General features: G+C 68.6%; 21 protein-coding genes and 1 pseudogene. All 22 read left to right on the forward strand.

Annotated elements, in window-relative coordinates; all coding sequences use genetic code 11:
* Positions 1-3: 3 nt before the first annotated feature.
* The 22 genes and pseudogenes from hisD (at position 4) to N0A24_03350 (ending at position 20897) form a co-directional block, all read left to right on the forward strand.
* A complete protein-coding gene (gene hisD / locus N0A24_03245) occupies positions 4-1281 on the forward strand; it encodes a histidinol dehydrogenase (protein ID MCS7172416.1) in 1278 nt (425 codons plus the stop codon).
* Positions 1282-1308: 27 nt separating this feature from the next.
* Positions 1309-1749, forward strand: coding sequence for a VOC family protein (locus N0A24_03250; GenBank protein ID MCS7172417.1), 441 nt, complete (start codon positions 1309-1311; stop codon positions 1747-1749).
* A 5-nt stretch (positions 1750-1754) separates the two neighbouring features.
* Positions 1755-2984, forward strand: coding sequence for a hypothetical protein (locus tag N0A24_03255; protein ID MCS7172418.1), 1230 nt, complete (start codon positions 1755-1757; stop codon positions 2982-2984).
* Positions 2981-3814: a VOC family protein gene (locus tag N0A24_03260; GenBank protein ID MCS7172419.1), complete on the forward strand. Its 834-nt coding sequence runs from the start codon at positions 2981-2983 to the stop codon at positions 3812-3814. Before N0A24_03255 ends, N0A24_03260 begins: the two co-directional genes overlap by 4 nt.
* A gap of 69 nt (positions 3815-3883) precedes the next feature.
* Positions 3884-4378: a flavin reductase family protein gene (locus N0A24_03265; GenBank protein MCS7172420.1), complete on the forward strand. Its 495-nt coding sequence runs from the start codon at positions 3884-3886 to the stop codon at positions 4376-4378.
* Positions 4375-5598: an LLM class flavin-dependent oxidoreductase gene (locus N0A24_03270; GenBank protein ID MCS7172421.1), complete on the forward strand. Its 1224-nt coding sequence runs from the start codon at positions 4375-4377 to the stop codon at positions 5596-5598. Before N0A24_03265 ends, N0A24_03270 begins: the two co-directional genes overlap by 4 nt.
* Positions 5599-5625: 27 nt before the next feature.
* Positions 5626-7149: an ABC transporter substrate-binding protein gene (locus N0A24_03275; protein MCS7172422.1), complete on the forward strand. Its 1524-nt coding sequence runs from the start codon at positions 5626-5628 to the stop codon at positions 7147-7149.
* Positions 7150-7155: 6 nt separating this feature from the next.
* Positions 7156-7314 (forward strand): annotated as a pseudogene (locus tag N0A24_03280) (glutathione ABC transporter permease GsiC).
* Between the two features lie 168 nt (positions 7315-7482).
* Positions 7483-8088 carry an ABC transporter permease gene (locus N0A24_03285; GenBank protein MCS7172423.1) on the forward strand — a complete coding sequence of 202 codons (606 nt, stop codon included), beginning with the start codon at positions 7483-7485 and terminating at the stop codon, positions 8086-8088.
* A gap of 8 nt (positions 8089-8096) precedes the next feature.
* The gene (locus N0A24_03290; protein MCS7172424.1) at positions 8097-9047 is read left to right on the forward strand and encodes an ABC transporter permease; all 951 of its coding nucleotides are present in this window, start codon (positions 8097-8099) and stop codon (positions 9045-9047) included.
* A gap of 7 nt (positions 9048-9054) precedes the next feature.
* Positions 9055-9867 carry an SDR family oxidoreductase gene (locus N0A24_03295; protein ID MCS7172425.1) on the forward strand — a complete coding sequence of 271 codons (813 nt, stop codon included), beginning with the start codon at positions 9055-9057 and terminating at the stop codon, positions 9865-9867.
* Complete coding sequence (locus N0A24_03300) at positions 9864-10628, forward strand: SDR family oxidoreductase (protein MCS7172426.1); 765 nt, start codon at positions 9864-9866, stop codon at positions 10626-10628. Before N0A24_03295 ends, N0A24_03300 begins: the two co-directional genes overlap by 4 nt.
* Positions 10629-10646: 18 nt before the next feature.
* Complete coding sequence (locus tag N0A24_03305) at positions 10647-11432, forward strand: alpha/beta fold hydrolase (protein ID MCS7172427.1); 786 nt, start codon at positions 10647-10649, stop codon at positions 11430-11432.
* Positions 11429-12529 (forward strand): zinc-binding dehydrogenase, encoded by a 1101-nt coding sequence (locus N0A24_03310; GenBank protein ID MCS7172428.1) that lies wholly within the window; start codon positions 11429-11431, stop codon positions 12527-12529. Before N0A24_03305 ends, N0A24_03310 begins: the two co-directional genes overlap by 4 nt.
* Before the next feature lie 168 nt (positions 12530-12697).
* Entirely contained in the window at positions 12698-14050 is a 1353-nt protein-coding gene (locus N0A24_03315; GenBank protein MCS7172429.1) for an extracellular solute-binding protein, read from the forward strand.
* A 31-nt stretch (positions 14051-14081) separates the two neighbouring features.
* Entirely contained in the window at positions 14082-15140 is a 1059-nt protein-coding gene (locus tag N0A24_03320) for an ATP-binding cassette domain-containing protein (protein ID MCS7172430.1), read from the forward strand.
* An 8-nt stretch (positions 15141-15148) separates the two neighbouring features.
* On the forward strand, positions 15149-16093 hold the full coding sequence (locus N0A24_03325) for a sugar ABC transporter permease (GenBank protein ID MCS7172431.1): 945 nt from the start codon (positions 15149-15151) through the stop codon (positions 16091-16093).
* Between the two features lie 38 nt (positions 16094-16131).
* Positions 16132-16953: a carbohydrate ABC transporter permease gene (locus tag N0A24_03330; GenBank protein MCS7172432.1), complete on the forward strand. Its 822-nt coding sequence runs from the start codon at positions 16132-16134 to the stop codon at positions 16951-16953.
* A gap of 90 nt (positions 16954-17043) precedes the next feature.
* On the forward strand, positions 17044-18081 hold the full coding sequence (locus N0A24_03335) for an AAA family ATPase (protein ID MCS7172433.1): 1038 nt from the start codon (positions 17044-17046) through the stop codon (positions 18079-18081).
* Positions 18062-18931 carry a DUF58 domain-containing protein gene (locus N0A24_03340; protein ID MCS7172434.1) on the forward strand — a complete coding sequence of 290 codons (870 nt, stop codon included), beginning with the start codon at positions 18062-18064 and terminating at the stop codon, positions 18929-18931. Before N0A24_03335 ends, N0A24_03340 begins: the two co-directional genes overlap by 20 nt.
* Positions 18910-19923, forward strand: a complete 1014-nt coding sequence (locus N0A24_03345; protein MCS7172435.1) for a VWA domain-containing protein — start codon at positions 18910-18912, stop codon at positions 19921-19923. Before N0A24_03340 ends, N0A24_03345 begins: the two co-directional genes overlap by 22 nt.
* Positions 19920-20897, forward strand: coding sequence for a VWA domain-containing protein (locus tag N0A24_03350; protein MCS7172436.1), 978 nt, complete (start codon positions 19920-19922; stop codon positions 20895-20897). Before N0A24_03345 ends, N0A24_03350 begins: the two co-directional genes overlap by 4 nt.

Genomic DNA, 20897 nt, shown 5'->3' on the forward strand with positions numbered 1-20897 from the left:
GCCGTGCGGGAATACCTGAAGCGCGCTCTGCCGAAGGTGGAAGGGGACCGACGCACGGTGGAGGAGACGGTGCGCGGGATCCTGGAGGACGTGCGGCGGCGGGGGGAAGAGGCGGTGCGGGAGTACTCCCGCCGGTTCGATGGGTGGGATCCTCCGCGATTCCGGGTGACGGAGGAGGAGGTCCAGCGGGCCCGTCGGATCCTGCCGGGCCAACTTCTGGAAGACATCGAGTTCGCCGCGGAGCAGGTCCGGGCGTTTGCCCGCCTCCAACGGGAGACCCTGCAGCCCTTGGAGACCGAGATACGGCCTGGAGTGATCCTGGGACACCGACACATTCCCGTCGCTTCCGTGGGGTGCTACGTGCCAGGGGGACGGTACCCCCTCATCGCCTCCGCCCTCATGAGCATCATCACTCCCAAGGTGGCGGGGGTGGAACGGGTCGTGGCATGTGCCCCCCCACGGGGGGAGGGCATCTACCCCGCCACCCTGGTGGCCATGGCGGTGGCGGGAGCGGATGAGATCTACTGCCTGGGCGGCGTACAGGCCCTTGCGGCCATGGCCTACGGGATCCCGGAGATCGAACCCGTGGACATGATCGTGGGCCCCGGTAACGCGTACGTGGTGGAGGCGAAGCGACAGCTGTTCGGGACCGTAGGCGTGGATCTCCTGGCGGGCCCCACGGAGATTCTCGTCATCGCGGACGATAGCGCGGACCCCCACGTGGTGGCCGCGGATCTCCTGGGCCAGGCGGAGCACGGTCCGGACTCCCCGGCGGTGCTGGTGACCACGGATCGCCCTCTCGGCGTGCAGGTGCTGGAGGAGGTGGAGCGGCTCATTCCTCAACTGCCCACTCGCGAGATTGTCCAGGTCTCGTGGCGGGACCGCGGAGAGGTGATCTGGGTGGACTCCAGAGAGGAGGCGGTGGCGGTGGCGGACGAGTACGCACCGGAGCACCTGGAGGTTCAGACCCGCGACCCCTCCTGGTACCTGGAGCGGCTCCGGAACTACGGGACGCTCTTTTTGGGTGAGGAGTCCACGGTGGTGTACTCCGACAAGGCCATCGGCACCAACCACATCCTGCCCACGGGTCGCGCGGCCCGCTTCACGGGAGGGCTGTGGGTGGGGAAGTTCCTGAAGACGGTGACCTACCAGCGCCTGAGCCGGGAGGCCAGCGTGGAGATCGCCCGGCGGGCCGCGGGCATCTCGGAGGCGGAGGGGATGATGGCCCACGCCTACACCGCGCGCTTGCGGATCGATCGGTACACGGAACCTGTGCCCTGAAGGCTGCATCGGGAAGGAGGGAGAGCGGTGGACATCCGGTCGCTGCAACACTGCAGCCTCGTGGTGCGGGACCTGGAACGCTCCCGGTGGTTCTACGGAACCGTCCTGGGGCTCGAGGAGATCCCGCGGCCCTCCACCTTCACCTTCCGGGGGGCATGGTTCCGGCGAGGGGGTGCGGAAGTACACCTCATCCTGGCGGAGGACACCACGGCTCCGCCGGGCTTTCCGGACGCGGGGAGCGCGAAGCGCACGGGTCTTGCCACCCATTTCGCCTTCGAGGTGGCGGACCTTGAGGCGGCCCGCGCGGAGCTCAGCCGGGCCGGGATCCCCATCGTGGGAGGTCCCATGCCGCGGGGCGATGGGGTGATGCAGATGTACGTGGAGGACCCGGACGGCTACCTAATTGAGCTCTTCCAGCGTACCCCCGAAGGGGTGGGAGGCCCGGAGCGGGGGGCGGTACGAGGATAGGGGCCGTGCTCCGGAGGCCTCTGCGGGTCGCGGTCGCGGGGGGATCCCTGGGGGGACTCAACGCGGGGCTGTGGCTCCGCTCCATCGGCTGTGCGGTCACCGTTTACGAGCGCTCCTTGCACCTCCTGGAGGGTCGAGGAGTTGGGATCGTCCTGCATCCTGCCACCGTCCGGTACCTGGTGCGCCACGGGATGGCGCTTCCCTCGTTTGCGGCAGCGGTAGGTAAGCTACGGTATCTGGACCGCGCGGGTACGGTGGTCCACGAGAGTCCCTGCCGCTACTGGTTCGCCTCGTACTCCTCCCTGTACCGTGCGTTCCTTGGGTTTTTCGGGCGGGAGCGGTACCGCCTGGGCTGTGAGGTCTTGGCTTACGAGGAACGGAGGGACGGAGTCCGGGTGCGGCTGGCGGACGGGACCGAGAAAAGCGCGGATCTTCTCGTGTGGGCGGACGGCGTCCGATCCACAGGCCGTGGGTGGATCGCGCCCGGAACTTCCTTCCGTTATGCGGGATACCTGGCCTGGCGGGGAACCGTGGGGCCGGGAGAGGTTTCTCCCCAGACCTTCGCGTGGCTGTCGGAGTCCATCACGTACTTCCTCCTGCAGCCCGGCCACGCCCTGGCTTACCCCATCGTGCAGGCGGATGAGGCCCGGGGAGCGGGCAGCCGGATCAACTGGGTATGGTACTGGAACGTGGAGGCTGCCCATCTGGACGCGTTCATGACGGATCGGGCGGGCAATCGGCAGCCCGTCTCGGTTCCTCCGGGAAGCGTTCGGGAGAACTTGGTGGAGCAGCTGCGGGAGCGGGCGCGTTTGGAGCTCCCGCCGCAGCTGGCGGAGGTGGTTGTCGGGACTGTCCGGCCGTTCCTTCAGCTCATCGGCGACGTGGAGGTCGGGCGCATGGCCGACAGACGGACCTGCCTGATCGGAGACGCGGCCTTCGTGGCCCGACCGCACATCGCCGCGGGCACCGCGAAGGCCGCGGAGGACGCGTGGCAGCTCAGCCAGTTCCTGAGCCAGTGCCGGGGGGATGTGGAGGCGGCCTTAGAGCTCTGGGAGCCCCGACAGCGGGACCTGGGTGCGCGTGTGGTGGCCCGCTCCCGGGAGGTGGGCCAGCGGATGCAGGTGGAGGGCACGTGGCCCGTGGGGGCCCCCCTGCCTTATGGTCTGTACGAGCCGGGGGATAGCGAGTTCCAGGACGGGGGGGAGTCCGGGATCCGGCAGGGGAGGGGAGCATGAGCGCACGGCGGTTCTCCCCAGTGACGCGGCTGGTGGGTCTGGTGTTCGCAAGCCCGGATCCTGCCAGACAGGTGCGGTTCTACCGCACCGTGATGGGCTTCGCCGCCCTCGGACCGAACCGGGTAGCGGCCGGCCCTGCACCCTGCTTTCTGGAGTTCCAGCCCGCTCCGGAGCCCGCCCTCCTGTGCACGGTGTATGAGGTGGAGGATCTGCGGGAGGCCCGCGGGCACCTAGAGGCCGCGGGGGTTCCCTACGAGGAGAGACCGGAGGGCCTGGCCCTGGAGGACGTGGAGGGGCGTCGGTTGGTACTGCAGCCCCCGCAGGAGGTTCCGGATCCTACCCCGCTGGCCTATCCGGGGCCATATCTACAGCACGTGACCTACACCACCCGGAACCCCGTGGGGGTGGCGGAGTGGTACGAGCGGGCTTTGGGGTTCCGGGTGTCCGACTGGCAGGGTCGCAACTTCGTGTGGCTCCGCTGCGGCCCCCCGCACCACGTGATGGCCGCGGTACGTGGACCGGAGGTGGGCCTGGACCACTATGCCCTCGAGGTGGCTAGTTGGGAGGACATGAAGCGGTGGGCGGACCACCTGGCGACCCGTGGGATTCCCCTCATCTGGGGACCGGGCCGCCACGGGCCCGGTAACAACCTCTTCCTGTTCTTCCACGACGCGGACCGGAACCGGGTGGAGCTGTCCGCGGAGCTGGAGCGGTTCTACGACGAGCGGGCCCACTACCCGCCCCGGGAGTGGCCTGATAGCCGCTGGGCCGCCAACCAGTGGGGCCCGCAGCCGGATTGGCGAAGGCCGGAGGGAGGCCCGGTGGAGTAGGAGCATCGGAGCGTAACGAGGACGTCGACCTAGCGTGGTAGGATGACAGGAGTAAACGGGGAACGGTCGATGGATGCTCCCACCTTCCGTCGGATCATGGGGCAGTTCGCCACGGGGGTGACCATCCTCGCGGCGAGAGCGGGGAACGTGATACACGGCATGACCGCCAATGCCTTTACCTCCGTGTCCCTCCATCCCCCTCTCGTGCTCGTGTGCGTGGCGAACGCCTCCCGGACAAAGCAGGTGCTGGACAGGGCGGGCTGGTTTGCGGTAAGCATTCTGGCCGGTGACCAGGGGGAGGTGGCGCGGATCTTCTCGAACCCGGACCTGGACGGAACGCAGCGCTTCGCCCGGGTGCGGTGGCGGGCAGGGCAGAGCGGGGCCCCTATCATCGAGGATTGTCTCGCCTACCTGGAGTCCCGGGTCGTGGCCACCTACGAGGCCGGTGACCACACCGTGTACCTGGGGGAGGTGGAGCGGGGGGAGGTCGTCCGGCCGGAGGGAGCGCCCCTCGTCTTCTTTCGCGGGGACTACGGGATCCTGAACGGGAGGGGGGAAGCATGAAGGTGTTCGTCTTCGATCTCCTGCCCTATGCGGAGCACCTGGACCATCTGAAGAGAGGAGACGAGCTGCCGTGGCCGCTGCCGAGGAGGTACTTTAAGCCTGAAGTGGCGGTCCGCACGTACGAGGAGCACCTGGAGGCGTGGGAGGAGATGGAGCGGCTGGGCTACGACGGGGTGGGGTTCAACGAGCACCACACCTCCCCGTACGGCCTCATGAACTCTCCCAACCTCATGGCCGCGGCCCTGAGCCAGCGCACCAAGCGCCTACGCATGCTGATCTACGCGAACCTCCTGCCCCTCCACAACCCCCTCCGGCTCGCGGAGGAGATCGCCATGCTCGATTGCCTCACAAACGGCCGGATCATCGCGGGGATCGCCCGAGGTATTCCCCGGGAGTACCGGGTGTACAACATCCCCTATGCGGAGTCCCGGGAGCGGTTCGAGGAGGCGTGGGAGATCCTGCGGGGCCTGTGGACGGAGGAGATCTTCAGCTACGAGGGGAAGTACTGGACCTTCAAGGATGTGGCCATCTGGCCGAGGCCGGTCCAGCAGCCTCACCCTCCCGTGTGGGTGCCCGTGACCACCAGCAAGGAGACCATCGAATTCGCGGCCAAGTACAACCTGCCCATTACCCCGGGGCTTGGGGGCCGCGGGAGTCGGGGGCTACAACAGGACATCATCCGGTACTACGCGGCCCAACTGGCGGTCCACGGGCGTCGGATCACCCCGGAGCACCTGGTCATTAGCGTGGACGTGTACGTAGCCGACAGCAAGGAACAGGCCTTCCGGGAGGCGGCACCGTACGCCCTGTACTTCTACCGGACGCTCTTCAGCCACGGGAACGTGACGGACACCCGGGTGCAGCGGGAGATGGGGTACGTGAGCAAACATGCCCACGACTACATCCGGCCCGAGAACCGGACAGCGGCCCTCATGGAGCGGGAGTGGTACCGGGGGATGACCCCCGAGCGGCTCCGGCAGCATGTGGAGCACCTCCCCTGGGGAAGTCCGGAGGAGGTGCGGGAACGGATCCTCGAGGAGGCGGAGGCCCTGGGGGCGAACACCGTCCTCGTGCACATGAACCGGGGGGCCATGCCCCACGAGATGTTCTTAAACCAGCTCCGGCGTTTCGCCCGGGAGGTGCTGCCCGCCCTCCACGCCCATGAGGTACAGAAGGTGCCGTTGGAGGAAGAAGAAGTACCGGCCTCACGAAGGGAATAGCGAACAAACCCATAGGGGGTGAGGGGGATGCGGAAGCGAATAATGGCCATTGCCGTCCTGCTCCCGCTCGCGTTGGGGGCGGTCAGTTTCGGGGGTCCGGCGGAGCCGGACACCCTCGTGATCGTCTTTCCTTCCCATCAGACCACCCTGGACGGCCACTTCGCGGTCACCACCCAGGACATGCTGGTGGTCCGCAACGTGTACAACGCCCTCCTGAAGTACAAGCCGGATAGCACGGAGCTTACGGGGGATCTGGCGGAGCGGTGGGAGGTCTCCCCGGACGGGCTTGTGTACACCTTCCGGCTGCGGCGGAACGTGACCTGGCAGAAGGGGTACGGACGCCTGACCGCGCAGGATGTGAAGGCCTCCTTCGACCGGCTGCGGGATCCGGAGACCCGATCCCCCTTCGCGGGGCTGCTTTCCATGGTGCGGGAGATCCGGATCCTCGACCCCTATACCGTCCGGTTCGTGCTGAGCGAGCCGTATGCCCCATTCCTGCACCTACTGACCAATTACCGGGTGGGTCCCGTGGTGAACGCCCGGGCGGCCCGGGAGCGGGGCACGGCCTTCGCGTGGGATCCCGTGGGCACCGGACCGTATGAGGTGGAGCGAGCTGTCCCCCGCACGGAGGTGGTCCTCCGGGCCTTCGACCAGCACTTCGGCGGACGCCCCCGCATCCGACGCATCATCACCCGAACGGTCCCGGATCTGAACGCCATGGTGGTGGGGCTGGAGAACGGGCAGTACCACATGCTGTACAGCATCCAGGCCCTGGACGAGACGGTGATCAAGCGCCTGCGGGAGCGGGGGTTCGCGGTGACCTACTACAGCCGGAACCTCCCCCGGGTGATCCTCATGAACGTCACAAAAAAGCCCCTGGACGACCTACGGGTACGACGGGCCATCGCCCACGCCATCAACCGGCAGCAGATCATCGCCCTCAGCATGGCGGGCTACGGCCGGCCGTGGTACTCGCCCGTTCCGGAGGGGTACTTCGCAGCCACCACGCAGGTGCCGCGGTATGAGTACAGCCCGGACAAGGCCCGGCAGCTGTTGGCGGAGGCCGGCTACCGGGACGGCCTGGATCTCCCCATGCAGGTCTTCGACGTCATGAAGGTGACCTCGGATGTGATCGCGGAGCAGCTGCGGCGGGTGGGCATCCGGGTCCAGCAGGAGGTCCTGGATCAGCCCACCTTCATCCAGCGGGTCCTGCGGCGGGACGGCAGCATCTCCTTCGCGGTGCACTGCTGCGTGCGCCAGCCGGATCCGGACTTCTACCTCTCGGACGTCTTCAGCCGGTCCAAGGGCGGCGCCATCTACATCAGCGGCCTGGATCTGGAGCCGGAGCTGGCGGCCGCGCGGCGGGAGACGAACGTGGAGAAGCGGCGGCAGATGTACGTGGCCCTCCAACGGAAGATCATGGAGAACGTGTGGATGATCCCGCTCGTGATGGAGTTCGACCGCAACGTGCACGTGCCCAATCTCCGGGGCCTACCGCGCAGGGTGGAGGCCCTGTGGGGCCTGGATCTCTCGCGGCTGTTCTTCGAGTGACCGAGGATGGCCAGGCGCCTCCTCCGCCGGATCGTGCAGATCCTGCCCACGGTCCTTGGGGCGGTGGTCATCGCTTTCGTTCTCCTGCGGGTGGTCCCCGGGGATCCCGCGGCGGCCATGCTGGGCGTGAGCGCGACCCCTGAATCCGTGCAGGCCCTGCGGGCCCAGCTGGGCCTGGATCGGCCCCTGTGGCGGCAGTTCCTGGAGTACCTGGGCGGGCTGGTCCGGCTAGACCTGGGCACCTCTCTCGCGTTCCGGACCCCCGTGGCCCACCTCCTGGCCCAGGCCCTGGGCCCGACCCTGCTGCTGGCCCTGGGAGGGACTGTGGTGAGCGTGCTCATCGGTGTCCCCACGGGGGTTGTGGCGGCCTTGAACCGGGGCAAGCCCGTGGACCAGCTGGTGAGCATCCTCGCCCTCGTGGGCGTGTCCCTTCCCGTGTTCGTGTGGGGGGTGGTGCTCCTCGTGGCCTTCACCCTCCACTGGCGGATCTTCCCAGCTTCGGGGTTGGGGGAGGGGATCGGGGGAACCCTGAAGGCCCTGGTGCTTCCCTCCCTGGCCACGGGGATGTTCCTTGCGGGCTTGGTGAGCCGGATCACCCGGTCCAGCGTGCTGGGCGTCCTGAGCCAGGACTACGTGCGCACCGCCTGGGCCAAGGGCCTCGAGCCCTTCCACGTGTTCCGGAGGCACGTCCTGCGGAACGCGCTCATCCCCGTGGTGACCGTGGTGGGCCTGAACATGGGGACCCTCCTGGGCGGCGTGGTGGTGGTGGAGGGGATCTTTGCTCGGCCGGGCCTGGGACGGCTGCTGCTGGACGCCATCTATGCCCGGGACTATCCCCTGATCCAGGGGATCGTGCTGGTCTCCGTCCTCCTCACCATCCTCCTCAACCAACTCGTGGATCTCCTCTACACCATCCTGGACCCCAGGGTGACGGCTTGAGGGGGGAGATGGCGCAAGGCGGGTACTCCGGAGGCTGGGAGACCTCGGCGGTACGGCGGCTCCGGCGCACCATCCAGGGAAGCTGGATCCTCTGGCTGGCCTCCGGGTTCGTGGTCCTCCTGGTGGGGGTGGCGATTCTCGTCCCCTACCTGCGTTTGGCGGATCCCTTCGCGCAGAGCCTGGAGCGTCTGGCTCCTCCGACTCCGGAGCACCCCTTCGGGACGGATCGGCTGGGTCGGGACGTGCTCAGCCGTACGGTGTGGGCCACCCGGTACGCCCTGGTGGTGGGGATCGGGACCGTGGTGGTAGGGGGCGCCGTGGGAACGGTGTGGGGCATGGCCGCGGGCTTCTCCGGCCCCTTCGCCCAGGAGGTTCTCTCCAGGCTGGTGGATGTCTTCTTGGCCTTTCCTCCCCTGATCCTCGCCATGGTGGTGGTCACCCTGCTCGGAAACGGTGTTCTCCCCGTGGTGGTGGCCCTGAGCTTCGGAGTGGCGCCCCGGTTCGCGCGGGTGGCGAGGGCCGTGGTCCTGGCGATCCGTGTGCAGAGTTACGTGGAGGCGGCCCGCGCCATCGGAGCCTCCTCACCCCGCATCCTCCTGCGCCACATCCTGCCCAACACCCTGGACTCCCTCATCGTGCTGGGAACCCTCACCATCCCCACCGCCATCCTCACGGAGGCCCTCCTGAGCTTCTTGGGGATCGGCATCGTGGAACCCACTCCCACCTGGGGCAACATCGCCAGCATGGGGCAGATGGTGCTCCGGGAAGCGCCCTGGGTCGTGCTCTGCCCGAGCCTCGCGCTGCTGTGCACGGTGCTCTCCTTCAACCTGCTGGGAGACGCGGTGCGGGACGCCCTGGACCCCACCACCTCCCGGGGTGTTTGGATGCGGCGGGCGGAGCGGGCGGAACTGGAGACGGAGCCCGCCCGGCTTGCCTCCCGCAGGATCCCCGCGGGCTAGGGAGATAATGAAGGGGAGGGTGGCCGTCTTCACCGGAGCCGCCAAGCCCAGGAGCATCGGGTTCGCCGCGGCCGTGCGGCTTGCTCAGGAAGGCGCCTGCGTGGTGGTCGCGGATCTCTACGAGGCCGGGTTCGGAGCGCTCCGGTCCGCGGTGGAGGCCTTCGGTGTGCCGTGCGCGTGCGTGCGGGCGGACGTCAGCCGTCTGGAGGAGGTGGAGGCGGTAGCGGAGACGGTGGCGCGCCGGTTCGGGCGGGTCGACATCCTCGTGAACGCCGCGGGCGGGAGCTGGGCCATCGGACCGGAGGATCTGGAGGGGGGACCCCCCTCTGCCTTCCTGGGGATCACGAACTGTTCAAGGGAAGCCTGGCGCCGGATTCTGGGCGTGAACCTGGAGGGGACCTTTTTCGCCTGCAGGACTTTTGCCCCGTGGATGATGCGGCAGGGATGGGGCCGGATCGTGAACTTCGCTTCCGTGACGGGACGGGCGGGCACGAGGCCCGCGGAGGTCTTCAGCAGCGGACCCTACGCGGTGGCGAAGGCGGGGGTCATCGGCCTCACCAAGCAGCTCGCTCTGGAGCTCGCACCCTACGGCATCACCGTGAACGCCATCGCCCCCGGGCTCGTGGCCAGCTGGCGGGGAAGGCGGGGGATGGAGGCCCTCCCGGAGGGCCATCGGGAAGCGCTGATCGCCCAGATTCCCCTGCGCCGGCCTGGAACGCCGGAGGAGATGGCGGAGCTGGTAGCCGCCCTGTGCGCCGAGGAGATGGGGTATCTCACGGGCGTGGTGGTGGACGCAAACGGAGGGATCTACCGCGCGTGAGGTTTACAGGAATCGCGGGGCGAGTGGCGGTGGTCACGGGCGCCGCGGGTGTGATCGGCCAGGCCGTGGTGCGCCGGTTCCTGGAGGAGGGAGCCGCGGTGGCCGCGGTGGATCTCGATGAAAGGGGCCTGCAGAGCTTGGAGGAGGCGCTTTCCCACCCGCATCTGAAGGTCTACCCGGCGGATCTCACCTGCGAGGCGCACGTGGCTGGATTGGCGGAGCGGGTGGTGGAGGCCTGGGATCGGGTGGACTTCCTCGCGGGGCTCGCGGGCGGGATCCCGGGCCAACCGTGGATGGAGCGGGGATTCGAGCCGTTTGAGACCATAGATCTGGCCCGATGGCGGTTCGTGCTGGACGCCAACCTCACCACCGCGTTCCTGTGCTGCCGGGCCTTCGTGCCCGTGATGCGGCGGCAGCGGTTCGGCCGCATCGTCCTCTTCTCCTCCATCGCGGCCCGGCAGGGGAGCGTGCGGGTGGGGGCGCACTACGCCGCCGCGAAAGGAGGGATCCTCGGTCTCGTGAAGACCCTCGCCCTGGAACTTGCGCCCCACGGCATCACCGTCAATGCCCTGGCCCCGGGCTTCGTCCCGCACGGGGAGGTCCGGGGAGATCTGGAGGCCTTGGTCCAGAGGATTCCGCTTGGACGTCCGGGAACCCCGGAGGAGATGGCCGCGGCGGTCCTGATGCTGTGTTCGGAGGCGGGCAACTACATCACGGGAGCCACCCTGGACGTGAACGGAGGCCTGTACCTCGCACCCTGAGGAAAGGAGGTGGGGGAAGTGGAACCGACCTGGGAACGCGTCTCCGTGGCAGGGGTAGAAATCCGGATGTGGCAGGTCGGGGAGGGGCCACCCCTGGTGTTCCTCCACGGGGCCGGGGGCCCTGCATGGAGTCCGGGCATGGATCTTTTGGCCCGTCGGTACACCGTCCTCTACCCGGAGCACCCGGGATACGGGGAGAGCGGGCGGCCGGGGTGGGTGGAGACGGTGCACGACTTGGGCATCTTCTACCTGGAGTTCCTGGAGGCGCAGGGCCTGCGGGATGCGGTACTCGTGGGCCACTCCCTGGGCGGTTGGATTGCCTCAGAGCTCGCGAGCGTGTGCACGCACCCGCTTCGGGCTCTCATCCTGGTGGCCCCCGTCGGGATCAACCTGGGAGCGGCGCAGGTGGACATCTTCGCTACCCCGCCCGATGAGCTCGCCCCCCTGGCATACTATGACAAGTCCCTGGCCGCGGCCCGGCCCCCCTTGGGGCGAGAGGAGGTGCGGATCCTGTACCGAAACCGGGCCACCTCCGCCCGCCTCTCCTGGGCCTCCGCGCCGACGGCTCCGAAGCTCGCGGCGCGGTTGTTCCGGATCCGCATCCCCACCCTGATCCTGTGGGGCCGGCAGGACGAGCTCATCCCCGCCAGCAGCGCGCAGATGTTCCTGGACCGGATCCCGCACGCCCAGCTTGTGACCCTCGATGCCTGCGGGCACGTTCCGCAGGTGGAACAGCCGGAGGCCTTCGCGCGGGCCATCACGGAGTTCCTGGACGCCGTGGTGGGGGTGGGAGGTCCGCGGTGAGGGCGGCAGTCCTTCCCGAAGTGGGCCAGCCCCTGCGTACGGAGATCCTGCGGGACCCTCGCCCGAAGGCCGGGGAGGTCCTGGTCCGCGTGAAGGCCTGCGGCGTGTGCCACACGGACCTCCACGTGCTCAAGGGGGAGGTGGTCTTTCCCACGCCGTGCGTGCTGGGCCACGAGATCAGCGGGATCGTGGAGGAGGTAGCAAGCGGGGTGGAGGAGCTCCGGCGGGGCCAGCCCGTGGTGTGCACCTTCATCCTTCCCTGCGGGCGATGCACGTACTGCGTGCGGGGGGAGGAGGACCTGTGCGAGCGGTTCTTCCAGTACAACCGCCTGCGGGGAACCCTCTACGATGGCGAGACGCGTCTGTTTCGTCCCGACGGGTCCCCCGTGTGGATGTACTCCATGGGAGGCCTCGCGGAGTACGCGGTGGTCCCGGCCACCGCCGTCTTCCCGCTGCCCCCCGCCATCCCCCTGGAGCCCGCCGCGGTGCTGGGGTGCGCGGTGTTCACCGCCTTCGGCGCGGTGCGCCACGCGGCCCGGCTGCGCTTCGGGGAGTCCGTGGCGGTGTTCGCGGTGGGCGGAGTGGGATCCGCCCTCGTGACCCTGGCGCGGCTGTTTGGAGCCTACCCCGTCATCGCGGTGGATGTGCGGGAGGAGAAACTGGAGGCCGCGCGGCGTCTGGGAGCTACCCACACCGTGGACGCCAGGCGGCAAAGCCCGCAGGAGGCCATCCGGGAGCTCACGGGGGAGCGGGGGGTGGACGTGGCCTTCGAGGCCCTCGGGCGGCCCGAGACCTTCGTGCAGGCGGTGGAGTCCGTGCGGGACGGCGGGCGGGCGGTGATGGTGGGGATCGCGCCTGCGGGGGTGACAGCTCCCGTGGAGGTCACCCGTCTGGTGCGGCGGAAGCTCCAGGTCGTGGGGTCCTACGGGGGCCGGGCCCGCTCGGATATGCCGCTCCTGGTGGAGTTGGTGGCCCGCGGCGCGTTCCCGCTTTCCCAGCTGATCTCCCGCACCTACCCCCTGGAGGAGGCGGACGCCGCCTATCGGGCCCTGGACCGGGGAGAGATCGTGGGACGGGCGGTGGTGGTTCCGGATTGATCCCCGAGGGCCCGCAGGAAAAGCCTGCCGTCGGGGCGTAACCGTTCCTCGAGGCTGAGGGAGGAGGTGGGTGGAGATGGCAGAAGGGCGGAAAGTAGGGAACGAAGGCGGGGAGCGGATCTCCCGACGGGAGTTCCTCAGGCGGGCCGCGGTAGGCACCGCGGTGCTGTGGCTCCGTACGTGTTCGTGCGGAACTACGCCGCGGCCCAGCAGCGGGAGCTCCGGATCATGACCTGGAGCCACTTCGTGCCCGCCTTCGACGAGTGGTTCGACCCCTTCGCGGAGCGGTGGGGACGCGAGCGGGGGATCCGGGTCACCGTGGACCACATTTCGTTTGCGGACATCGTCCCGCGGGCCAACGCGGAGGTGGCCGCTCAGCAGGGCCACGACCTGTTCTTCTTCCTGGCTCCGCCCAGCGCCTTCGAGCCGCACGTCCTGGACCTGCGGGACATCAACCAGGAGGCGGAACGGCGGTACGGCCCCATGGTGCCGCTCGTGCGCAAGAGCGTGTACAACCCCAACACCCGGAAGTTCTATGGGTTCTCCGACAACTGGGTGCCGGATCCAGGCGACTACCTGCAGAGCGTGTGGACCGCGGTGGGCTACCCCAACGGGCCAACGACCTGGGACGACCTGATCCGGGCCGGGAACGAGATCAAGCGCCGGTTTCCGGAGATCCAGATTCCCATCGGCATCGGCTTCAGCCAGGACATCGACTCCAACATGGCCTGCCGGGCCATCCTGTGGTCCTTCGGGGCCAGCATCCAGGATGCGAACGAGAACGTTGTCCTCAACAGCGAGCAGACCATCCGGGCGGTGGAGTACGGGGTGCGGCTCTTTCGGGAGTGCATGAACCCCGCGGTCCTGAGCTGGAACGCGGCCAGCAACAACCAGGCCCTCAACGCCCGCCAGACCGCCTACATCCTGAACTCCATCTCCGCGTACCGTACGGCTCAGGACAACCGGCTTCCCGTGGCGGACGACATCTTCTTCGTGCCCGCCCTGCGGGGACCGGGAGGGCGGTGGGCCAGCGAGCACGTGATGGGCGTGTGGGTGATCTGGCGGTTCAGCCGCAACCCCGACAACGCCAAGGAGTTCCTGCTGCACCTGTTGGAGAACTACCGGGATGCGGTGCTGGCGAGCAAGCTCTACAACTTCCCCTCCTTCGTGGGCTCCGTGGCGGATCGGCGGGTGCCCGTGGCCCAGAAGCCCGACGAGGGGCGGAAGTGGATCCGGGCTGCCTGCCTGCGGGATCCCTTCGGGTCCAGGCCCCTCAACAAGCTCGCGGTGCTCGCGGATGCGGAGCAATGGTCCACGAACATCGGCCACCCCGGCCCTGCGAACCCCGCGGAGGGTGAGATCTTCGACACCTACCTCATCCCCGACATGTTCGCGCAGGCGGCCACGGGCCGTCTCTCCGTGCGGGAGGCCGTGGCGCAGACCCACCGCTGGTGTCTGGAGATCTTCCAGAAGTGGCGGCGCCAGGGATTCGTGGGGGGTGGTGACCGGGACCGGCGGTGAGCGAAAATGGCGATGTGTGGGAGCGGTGGCCATGGGGTATGTGGAGATCCGAGACCTCCATAAGCACTTCGGGGACGTCCGGGCCGTGAACGGGGTGAACCTGTCGGTCGAGGAGGGTGAGCTGCTCGTCCTCCTCGGCCCCTCCGGTTGCGGCAAGACTACCCTCATGCGCATGATTGCGGGCCTGGAGGTGCCCACCCGCGGTGAGATCTACATCGGCGGGCAGCTGGTGGACGAGAACGTGCCGCCCCGGGCCCGGGGCATCGCCATGGTCTTCCAGAGCTACGCCCTCTATCCCCACAAGACCGCGTTCGAGAACATCGCGTTTCCCCTGGAGGCCATGCGCCTGGCCCGGGAGAGCATCCGGGAGCGGGTGGTTCGCAGCGCCCAGATGTTCGGAATCGAGCGGCTGCTGGGCCGCAGGCCGCGGCAGCTGTCGGGTGGGGAGCGGCAGCGGGTGGCCCTGGCCCGGGCCGTGGTGCGGGACCCGAAGCTCTTTCTGCTCGACGAGCCCCTCAGCAACCTTGATGCGAAGCTGCGGGCGGTGGCACGGTTCGAGCTGAAGCAGCTGCAGCGACACCTGGGGACCACCACCATCTACGTAACCCACGATCAGGTGGAGGCCATGGGACTCGGAGATCGCATCGCGGTTATGGACGCGGGCCGGATCCGCCAGATCGGGAAGCCCCAGGAAGTCTACGACGATCCCGCGGACACCTTTGTGGCCACCTTCCTCGGCTCTCCGCCCATGAACCTCATCGAGCAGGATTCCCATACCCTCGTGGGGTTCCGGCCGGAGGCGTTTTTGCCCCGCAGCGTGTTCGATCCCGGGGAGGACGTGGTCACCTACTCCCTTCGGGTGCGGGAGGTGGAGTACCTGGGCTCGGACCGCTTGGTGTACGGGTACCTGGAGGAGGAACAGCGCACGGACCAGCCCGTGATCGCCGCGGTCCCCGCCACCATCACCGTGCCCATCGCGGAGGGGGAGGTGTACGCGTTCGCGGTTCCCCGACGGGCCCTCCGGTTTTTCGATCGGAACACGGGCCGCCGGCTGGAGCGGGCGGGAGCGGTGCGCCTCTCCACCCCCTAGGCGGGCCCATGGCCCTGCGGCGCTCCGCGGAGTTCCCGGTTCCTGCCCCCGTGGCGCAGGCCCGACGCCGTACCCTGGCGGACCGGGAATCCGTCCTCGGTCCCCTTCTGCTCGCACCGGCCCTGCTCTACGTGATCCTTCTGGTGGGGGTCCCCTTCGTCCTCGCCATCCTCCTCAGCTTCTCCTCCGCGGTGGCGGGAGGGCTGGAGTTCTCCTGGGTGGGATTCCGGAACTTCCAGGTACTGCTCTCCGACAGCCAGTTCCACCGGGCCCTGCAGAACACCCTGCGGTTCATGGTCGTCTCGCAGCTGCTGGTGATGGTGCTCGCCACCGTGGCGGCCCACGTACTGGATGCTGCCTTTGTGGGCAAGCGACTGGTGCGCTCCCTGCTCCTCCTGCCCTGGGCGGCTCCCGTGGCGCTGTCCTCCATGGCCTGGGTGTGGATCTTCGACTCCACCTTCAGCGTGATCAACTGGACCGCGAAGAAGCTGGGCCTCCTGCAGGGGTGGTGGTACTGGTTCGGAGACCCCGGGCTCGCCACCGTTGCCATCACCACCGTGCACGTGTGGCGCACCTTCCCCTTCGCCACCGTGGTGATCCTGGCAGGCATGGCCGCCATTCCCCAGGAGATCCGGGAGGCGGCCCTGATGGACGGAGCAGGGTTCTGGCGCAGGCTGTTTCACGTGAACCTGCCCATGCTGCTCCCGGTGGTGGCGGTGGCGGTGCTCTTCGGCCTTGTGTTCACCGCCACGGACTTCAGCGTGGTGTGGCTCCTGACCCGGGGAGGGCCCTACAACAGCACCCACGTGCTCAGCACCCTCGCCTTCCAGAGGGGAATCCTGGGCGCGAGCCTGGGCCAGGGGGCCGCGGTGGCCATCTTCCTCCTGCCCATCCTTCTGGTGGTGGCGGTGCTCCTGCTGCGGGTGGCCCGGAGGGCGGAGGTGGGGACTTGAAAGCCCGCAGGCTCGCCAAGTTCCTTCGGCGGGCGCTCCTGTACGCCGCGGCCCTGGCCTTCACCCTGTTCGCCGTCTTCCCTTTCTACTGGATGCTCATCACCGCCTTCAAACAGAACCGGGATCTGTACGTGGGGGCCACGAACCTGCAGCACATCCCCTGGATCTTCAACGAACCGCCCACCCTGCACCACGTGCGGCTCCTGTTCCTCAACACCCCCTACCTCCTGTGGCTTCGGAACACCGCCCTGGTGGGCGCCCTGGTGGTCCTCATCACCCTGCTGGTGGCGGTCCCCGCGGGCTACAGCCTCGCTCGCCTCGCGGGCCGGTGGGGGGAGCGGCTAGGGATCGGGATCTTCCTCACCTACCTCGTCCCGCCCACCCTGCTCTTCCTTCCCTTCGCCCGGGTGGTCTCGTGGCTCGGACTCCAGAACTCTCCTTGGGCCCTGGTGCTCGTCTATCCCACCTTCACCGTCCCGTTCTGCACTTGGCTCATGATGGGCTTCTTCCGATCCGTGCCCCGGGAGCTGGAGGAGCAGGGACTCGTGGACGGCTACAGCCGGCTCGCGGTGATCGGGAGGGTGGTGCTCCCCCTGGCGGTGCCCGGAATGCTCACCGTGGTCATCTTCGCCTTCACCCTGGTCCTGCAGGAATTCGTCTACGCCCTCACCTTCATCAGCCAGGTAGATCGCATGACCATCAGCCTGGGGGTTCCCGTGGCCCTGGTCCGGGGGGATGTGTTCTACTGGGGATCCCTCATGGCTGCCTGCTTTCTGACCAGCGTCCCCATTGCCGTGGTCTACTCTGCCTTCATGGACCGGTTCATCGCGGGCCTCACCGCGGGGGCCGTGAAAGGGTAGGAGGTCTGTCACGGGGGTATGAAGCTCCCGCGTTGACCCCTCCCGTGGCCGGCGGTACCATCGGATCAAACAGAGCCCCGGGAGGTCGGGATGCCCCTTGCCACGGAAGTCTATGGGCAGGCGGCCAGCACCCTGCGCAACGTGCTCTTTGAGGTCAAGAAGGTCATCGTGGGCCAGGACCTCATGCTGGAGCGGCTCCTGGTGGCCCTCCTTGCCCGAGGCCATGTGCTCATCGAGGGGGTCCCGGGGCTCGCGAAGACCCTCACGGTGAAGACCCTGGCCCGGGTCATCGGTGGAGAGTTCAAGCGGATCCAGTTCACCCCGGACCTCGTGCCCGCGGACCTCATCGGCACCCGCATCTACAACCAAGCCCGGGGGACCTTCGAGACGGAGCTGGGACCCATCTTTGCCAACCTGGTGCTGGCAGACGAGATCAACCGGGCTCCCGCCAAGGTGCAGTCGGCGCTTCTGGAGGCCATGCAGGAGCGGCAGGTCACCATCGGCAAGCAGACGTTTAAGCTTCCGGATCCCTTCCTCGTCATGGCGACCCAGAACCCCATCGAGAGCGAGGGAACGTACCCCCTGCCGGAGGCGCAGCTGGACCGGTTCATGTTCAAGGTGGTGATCGGGTATCCCTCCGTGCACGAGGAGATCGAGGTGGTGGAGCGGGGCACCGGAGAGCGCCCTCCGGAGGCGAACCAGGTGATCGACACGGAGCAGCTGCGGGAGCTGCAGCGGATTACGGACACCGTGTACGTGCCCCCGCGGGTGATGGAGTACGCGGTCTCCCTGGCGGTGGCTACCCGGGACCCGGGCGGCGTGGGGCTGCCGGAGCTGCGCCGGTACATCTCCTTCGGGGCAAGCCCCCGGGCCCCCCTGAACCTGGTGCTGGGTGGGAAGGCCCTGGCAGTCCTGCGGGGGCGGGAGTACGTGCTGCCCGAGGACGTGCGGGATCTGAGCTTTGAGGTCCTGCGGCACCGTATGGTGCTCTCCTACGAGGCCCTGGCGGAGGAGGTGAGCCCCGACCAGATCATCACCCGCATCCTGGAGCGGGTGCCCCTTCCCAAGGTGCACATCGGGGATCCGTATGGAGACACCCGAGCAGATCTTGAGGCGCCTCGAGTTTAAGGTCGTCCGGCGGCTGGACGGGTTCCTGTTCGGCGACTACACGGGAATCTTCTACGGCCCCAGCCTCGACCTCGCGGAGGTCCGGGAGTACATCCCGGGGGACGAAGTCCGGCGCATCGACTGGAACGTCACCGCCCGCACCGCCCGCCTGCATGTCCGCCAGTACCTGGAGGAGAAGGAGCTCACCGCGTGGTTCCTCGTGGACCTCTCCCCCTCCATGGGCTTCGGCACCCGGAGGGTCCTCAAGCGGGAGTTGGCCGCGGAGTTCTGCGGGGCCGCCGCCTACATCGTGGCACGGCACGGGGACAAGGTGGGGGCTTTGCTCTTCCCGAACCGGATCCTGCTCCCACCCCGGACTGGCCGGCGACACGTCCTGCGGCTGGTGCACGCCCTCACCCGGACGGAGAAGGTTCCAAACGGAGGCCGCACGGACCTCGCGGAGGCCCTCCGCTCCCTGCACCGAATGCTGCGGCGGCGGTCGCTGTTGTTTCTGGTCTCCGATTTTCTGGCCCCGGACGGGTGGGAGGGACCGTTGCGGCACCTGGCCCACCGGCATGACGTGATCGCGGTGCACATCACGGACCCCGCGGAACGGGAACTGCCAGACGTGGGCGTGGTGACCTTCGAGGATCCAGAGACCGCGGAGCAGGTGCGGGTGGACACCTCAGATCCCGCGGTGCGCAAGGCCTACCGGGAGCTCGTGGCCGCGCGGGAGGAGCGGCTGCGGAGGGTCTTCCGGAGTGCGGGCGTGGACGTGCTTACCCTCTCCACCCACACCAGCATCGTGGAGCCCCTGGTGCGGTTCGTGGCGTTCCGGAGGAGGCGGCGGTGGAGTTCACGTGGCCGGTGATGCTGGTGGGGTTGGCGGGTGTGCCTCTGCTGGTGGCGGGGTGGTGGGCCCTGCGCCGCTACCAGGCCAGAGCCGCCACCGCATTCGCGGACCCCCACCTGCTGCCCCTGCTGCGCCGGGGACGGAGGGTGCGGGCACCGCACCTGCCGCTCTACCTGTACCTCGGGGCCATCGTGCTGTTCGTCCTGGCCTCCGCCCGTCCCGTGGGAGCCATCCTCCTCCCCGCGAACCGGGCCGCGGTGGTGCTCGCGGTGGACATGAGCAAGAGCATGGTGGCCACCGACCTCCCGCCCAGCCGCCTGGAAGTCGCCAAGCAGGTGGCCCGGGAATTCCTGCGGACTGTACCCCGCAGCGCCAAGGTGGGACTCGTGTCCTTCAGCGACTACGCACAGGTGCTGGTGCGGCCCACCACCCAGCATCAGGACGTGCTGGAGGCCTTAGAACGCCTGCAGCCCACCCAGGCCACCTCCATCGGCTCAGCCATCCTCACCGCGGTGCGAGCCCTCCCTGGCCGGGAACAGGCGGGGCAGGAGCTCCTCACAGGGCAGCCGGGGATGCTCCCGATTCCGCCTCCCACGCCCGCGCCCACCCAGGAGCCTCTTCCGCCCGGCGCCATCCTTCTGATCTCAGACGGTGTGAGCAACCTCGGTGTGGATCCCTTCCAGGCGGCCCAGGTGGCCCGGCGGTTCGAGGTGAAGATCTACACGGTGGGGGTAGGAACCCCGCAGGGCAGTGTTCAGACGGTGGACGGCCAGCTGGTCTTCATCCCCTTCGACCCCACGGGGCTGCAGCAGATCGCGGCGATCACGGGCGGCCGGTACTTCTACCCTCCCACCAGTGAGGACCTGCGGCGGGTGTACCGGGAGCTGGGCCGGTCCTTCGGATGGGAGCGGCAGCGTATGGAGCTTTCGGTCCTCTTCGCCGCGGCCGGAGCGCTCGCCATGATGGCAGGGGGAGCGCTCTCCCTCGCGTGGCATCGGAGGCTCCCGTGAGCTTCCAGTGGCCCGCGGCCCTGGTGAGCCTGTTTCTGCTTCCCCTCTTGACCTGGGGATACCGGGGGCTACTGCGGCGGCGAAGCGCTCGGGCGGTCATGCATCCGGACGCCGCGACCCTCCTGACCGCCGCGGCCCGGGGAAGGCGCTGGTGGCAGCACCTGGGCGCGATCCTGTTCGGCAGCGCCCTCGCGGCGGCCCTGATGGCGCTTGCCCGGCCCGTGGCGCCGCTTCCGGTCCCCGCCAGCAACGTGTACGTGGTGCTCTCCCTGGACGTGAGCCGCAGCATGCTGGCGGAGGACATCCCGCCGAACCGCCTGGAGGCCACCAAGCGGGCGGCGGTGGAGTTCGTGCGGGCCATGCCCCGGGACGCCCGGGTGGGGCTTGTGACCTTCAGCTCGTACGCCTCCCTCCTGGTGCCGCCCACCACGGACCACGAGCGGGTGATCCGCGCCATCGAGGGGCTCGTGGCGGAGTTCGCCACCGCTATCGGGGACGGGCTGTTGGAGGCCGTCTACGCCCTCCCGGGGCGGGAGCGACCCCAGGACCTCTCCACTCCCCCCCGAGCCCCTCAGGGCAAGCTCCCCCCCGGTACCGTGGTGCTCATGAGCGACGGACAGAGCAACCGGGGCGTCCCGCCCCTGGACGCGGCCCGCATCGCCCGGGATCTCCAGGTAAAGGTGTTCACGGTGGGGGTAGGGACTCCCGAGGGCACCTTCCTGAACCTCGGCGGCCGCATGATCTGGGTGCGCCTCGATGAGGAGACGCTCAAGGAGATCGCGGCCATCACGGACGGCACCTATCACCACGCTTCCACCGCCTCGGAGCTGCGGCGCGTTTACCGTACCCTGGGCCGGGTGATCGGGTGGGAGAAGCGACCCACAGAGGTCACCGCCCTCGCGGCGGCCGCGGCCGCCGTCCTCCTCGCAGGCTCCGTGGCCATCTCCATGCTCCAGCTCCACCGCCTGCCCTGA

The organism is Armatimonadota bacterium, from assembly GCA_025059775.1.
Lineage (GTDB): Bacteria > Sysuimicrobiota > Sysuimicrobiia > Sysuimicrobiales > Sysuimicrobiaceae > Sysuimicrobium.

What these genes read in the sequence shown, in the direction of transcription:
- N0A24_03325 (MCS7172431.1), top strand. Translation starts at nt 15,149, where the DNA reads ATGGCCCTGCGGCGCTCCGCGGAGTTCCCGGTTCCTGCCCCCGTGGCG.
- N0A24_03265 (MCS7172420.1), top strand. Translation starts at nt 3,884, where the DNA reads ATGGATGCTCCCACCTTCCGTCGGATCATGGGGCAGTTCGCCACGGGG.
- N0A24_03270 (MCS7172421.1), top strand. Translation starts at nt 4,375, where the DNA reads ATGAAGGTGTTCGTCTTCGATCTCCTGCCCTATGCGGAGCACCTGGAC.
- N0A24_03295 (MCS7172425.1), top strand. Translation starts at nt 9,055, where the DNA reads ATGAAGGGGAGGGTGGCCGTCTTCACCGGAGCCGCCAAGCCCAGGAGC.
- N0A24_03290 (MCS7172424.1), top strand. Translation starts at nt 8,097, where the DNA reads ATGGCGCAAGGCGGGTACTCCGGAGGCTGGGAGACCTCGGCGGTACGG.
- N0A24_03320 (MCS7172430.1), top strand. Translation starts at nt 14,082, where the DNA reads ATGGGGTATGTGGAGATCCGAGACCTCCATAAGCACTTCGGGGACGTC.
- N0A24_03260 (MCS7172419.1), top strand. Translation starts at nt 2,981, where the DNA reads ATGAGCGCACGGCGGTTCTCCCCAGTGACGCGGCTGGTGGGTCTGGTG.
- N0A24_03275 (MCS7172422.1), top strand. Translation starts at nt 5,626, where the DNA reads ATGCGGAAGCGAATAATGGCCATTGCCGTCCTGCTCCCGCTCGCGTTG.
- N0A24_03335 (MCS7172433.1), top strand. Translation starts at nt 17,044, where the DNA reads ATGCCCCTTGCCACGGAAGTCTATGGGCAGGCGGCCAGCACCCTGCGC.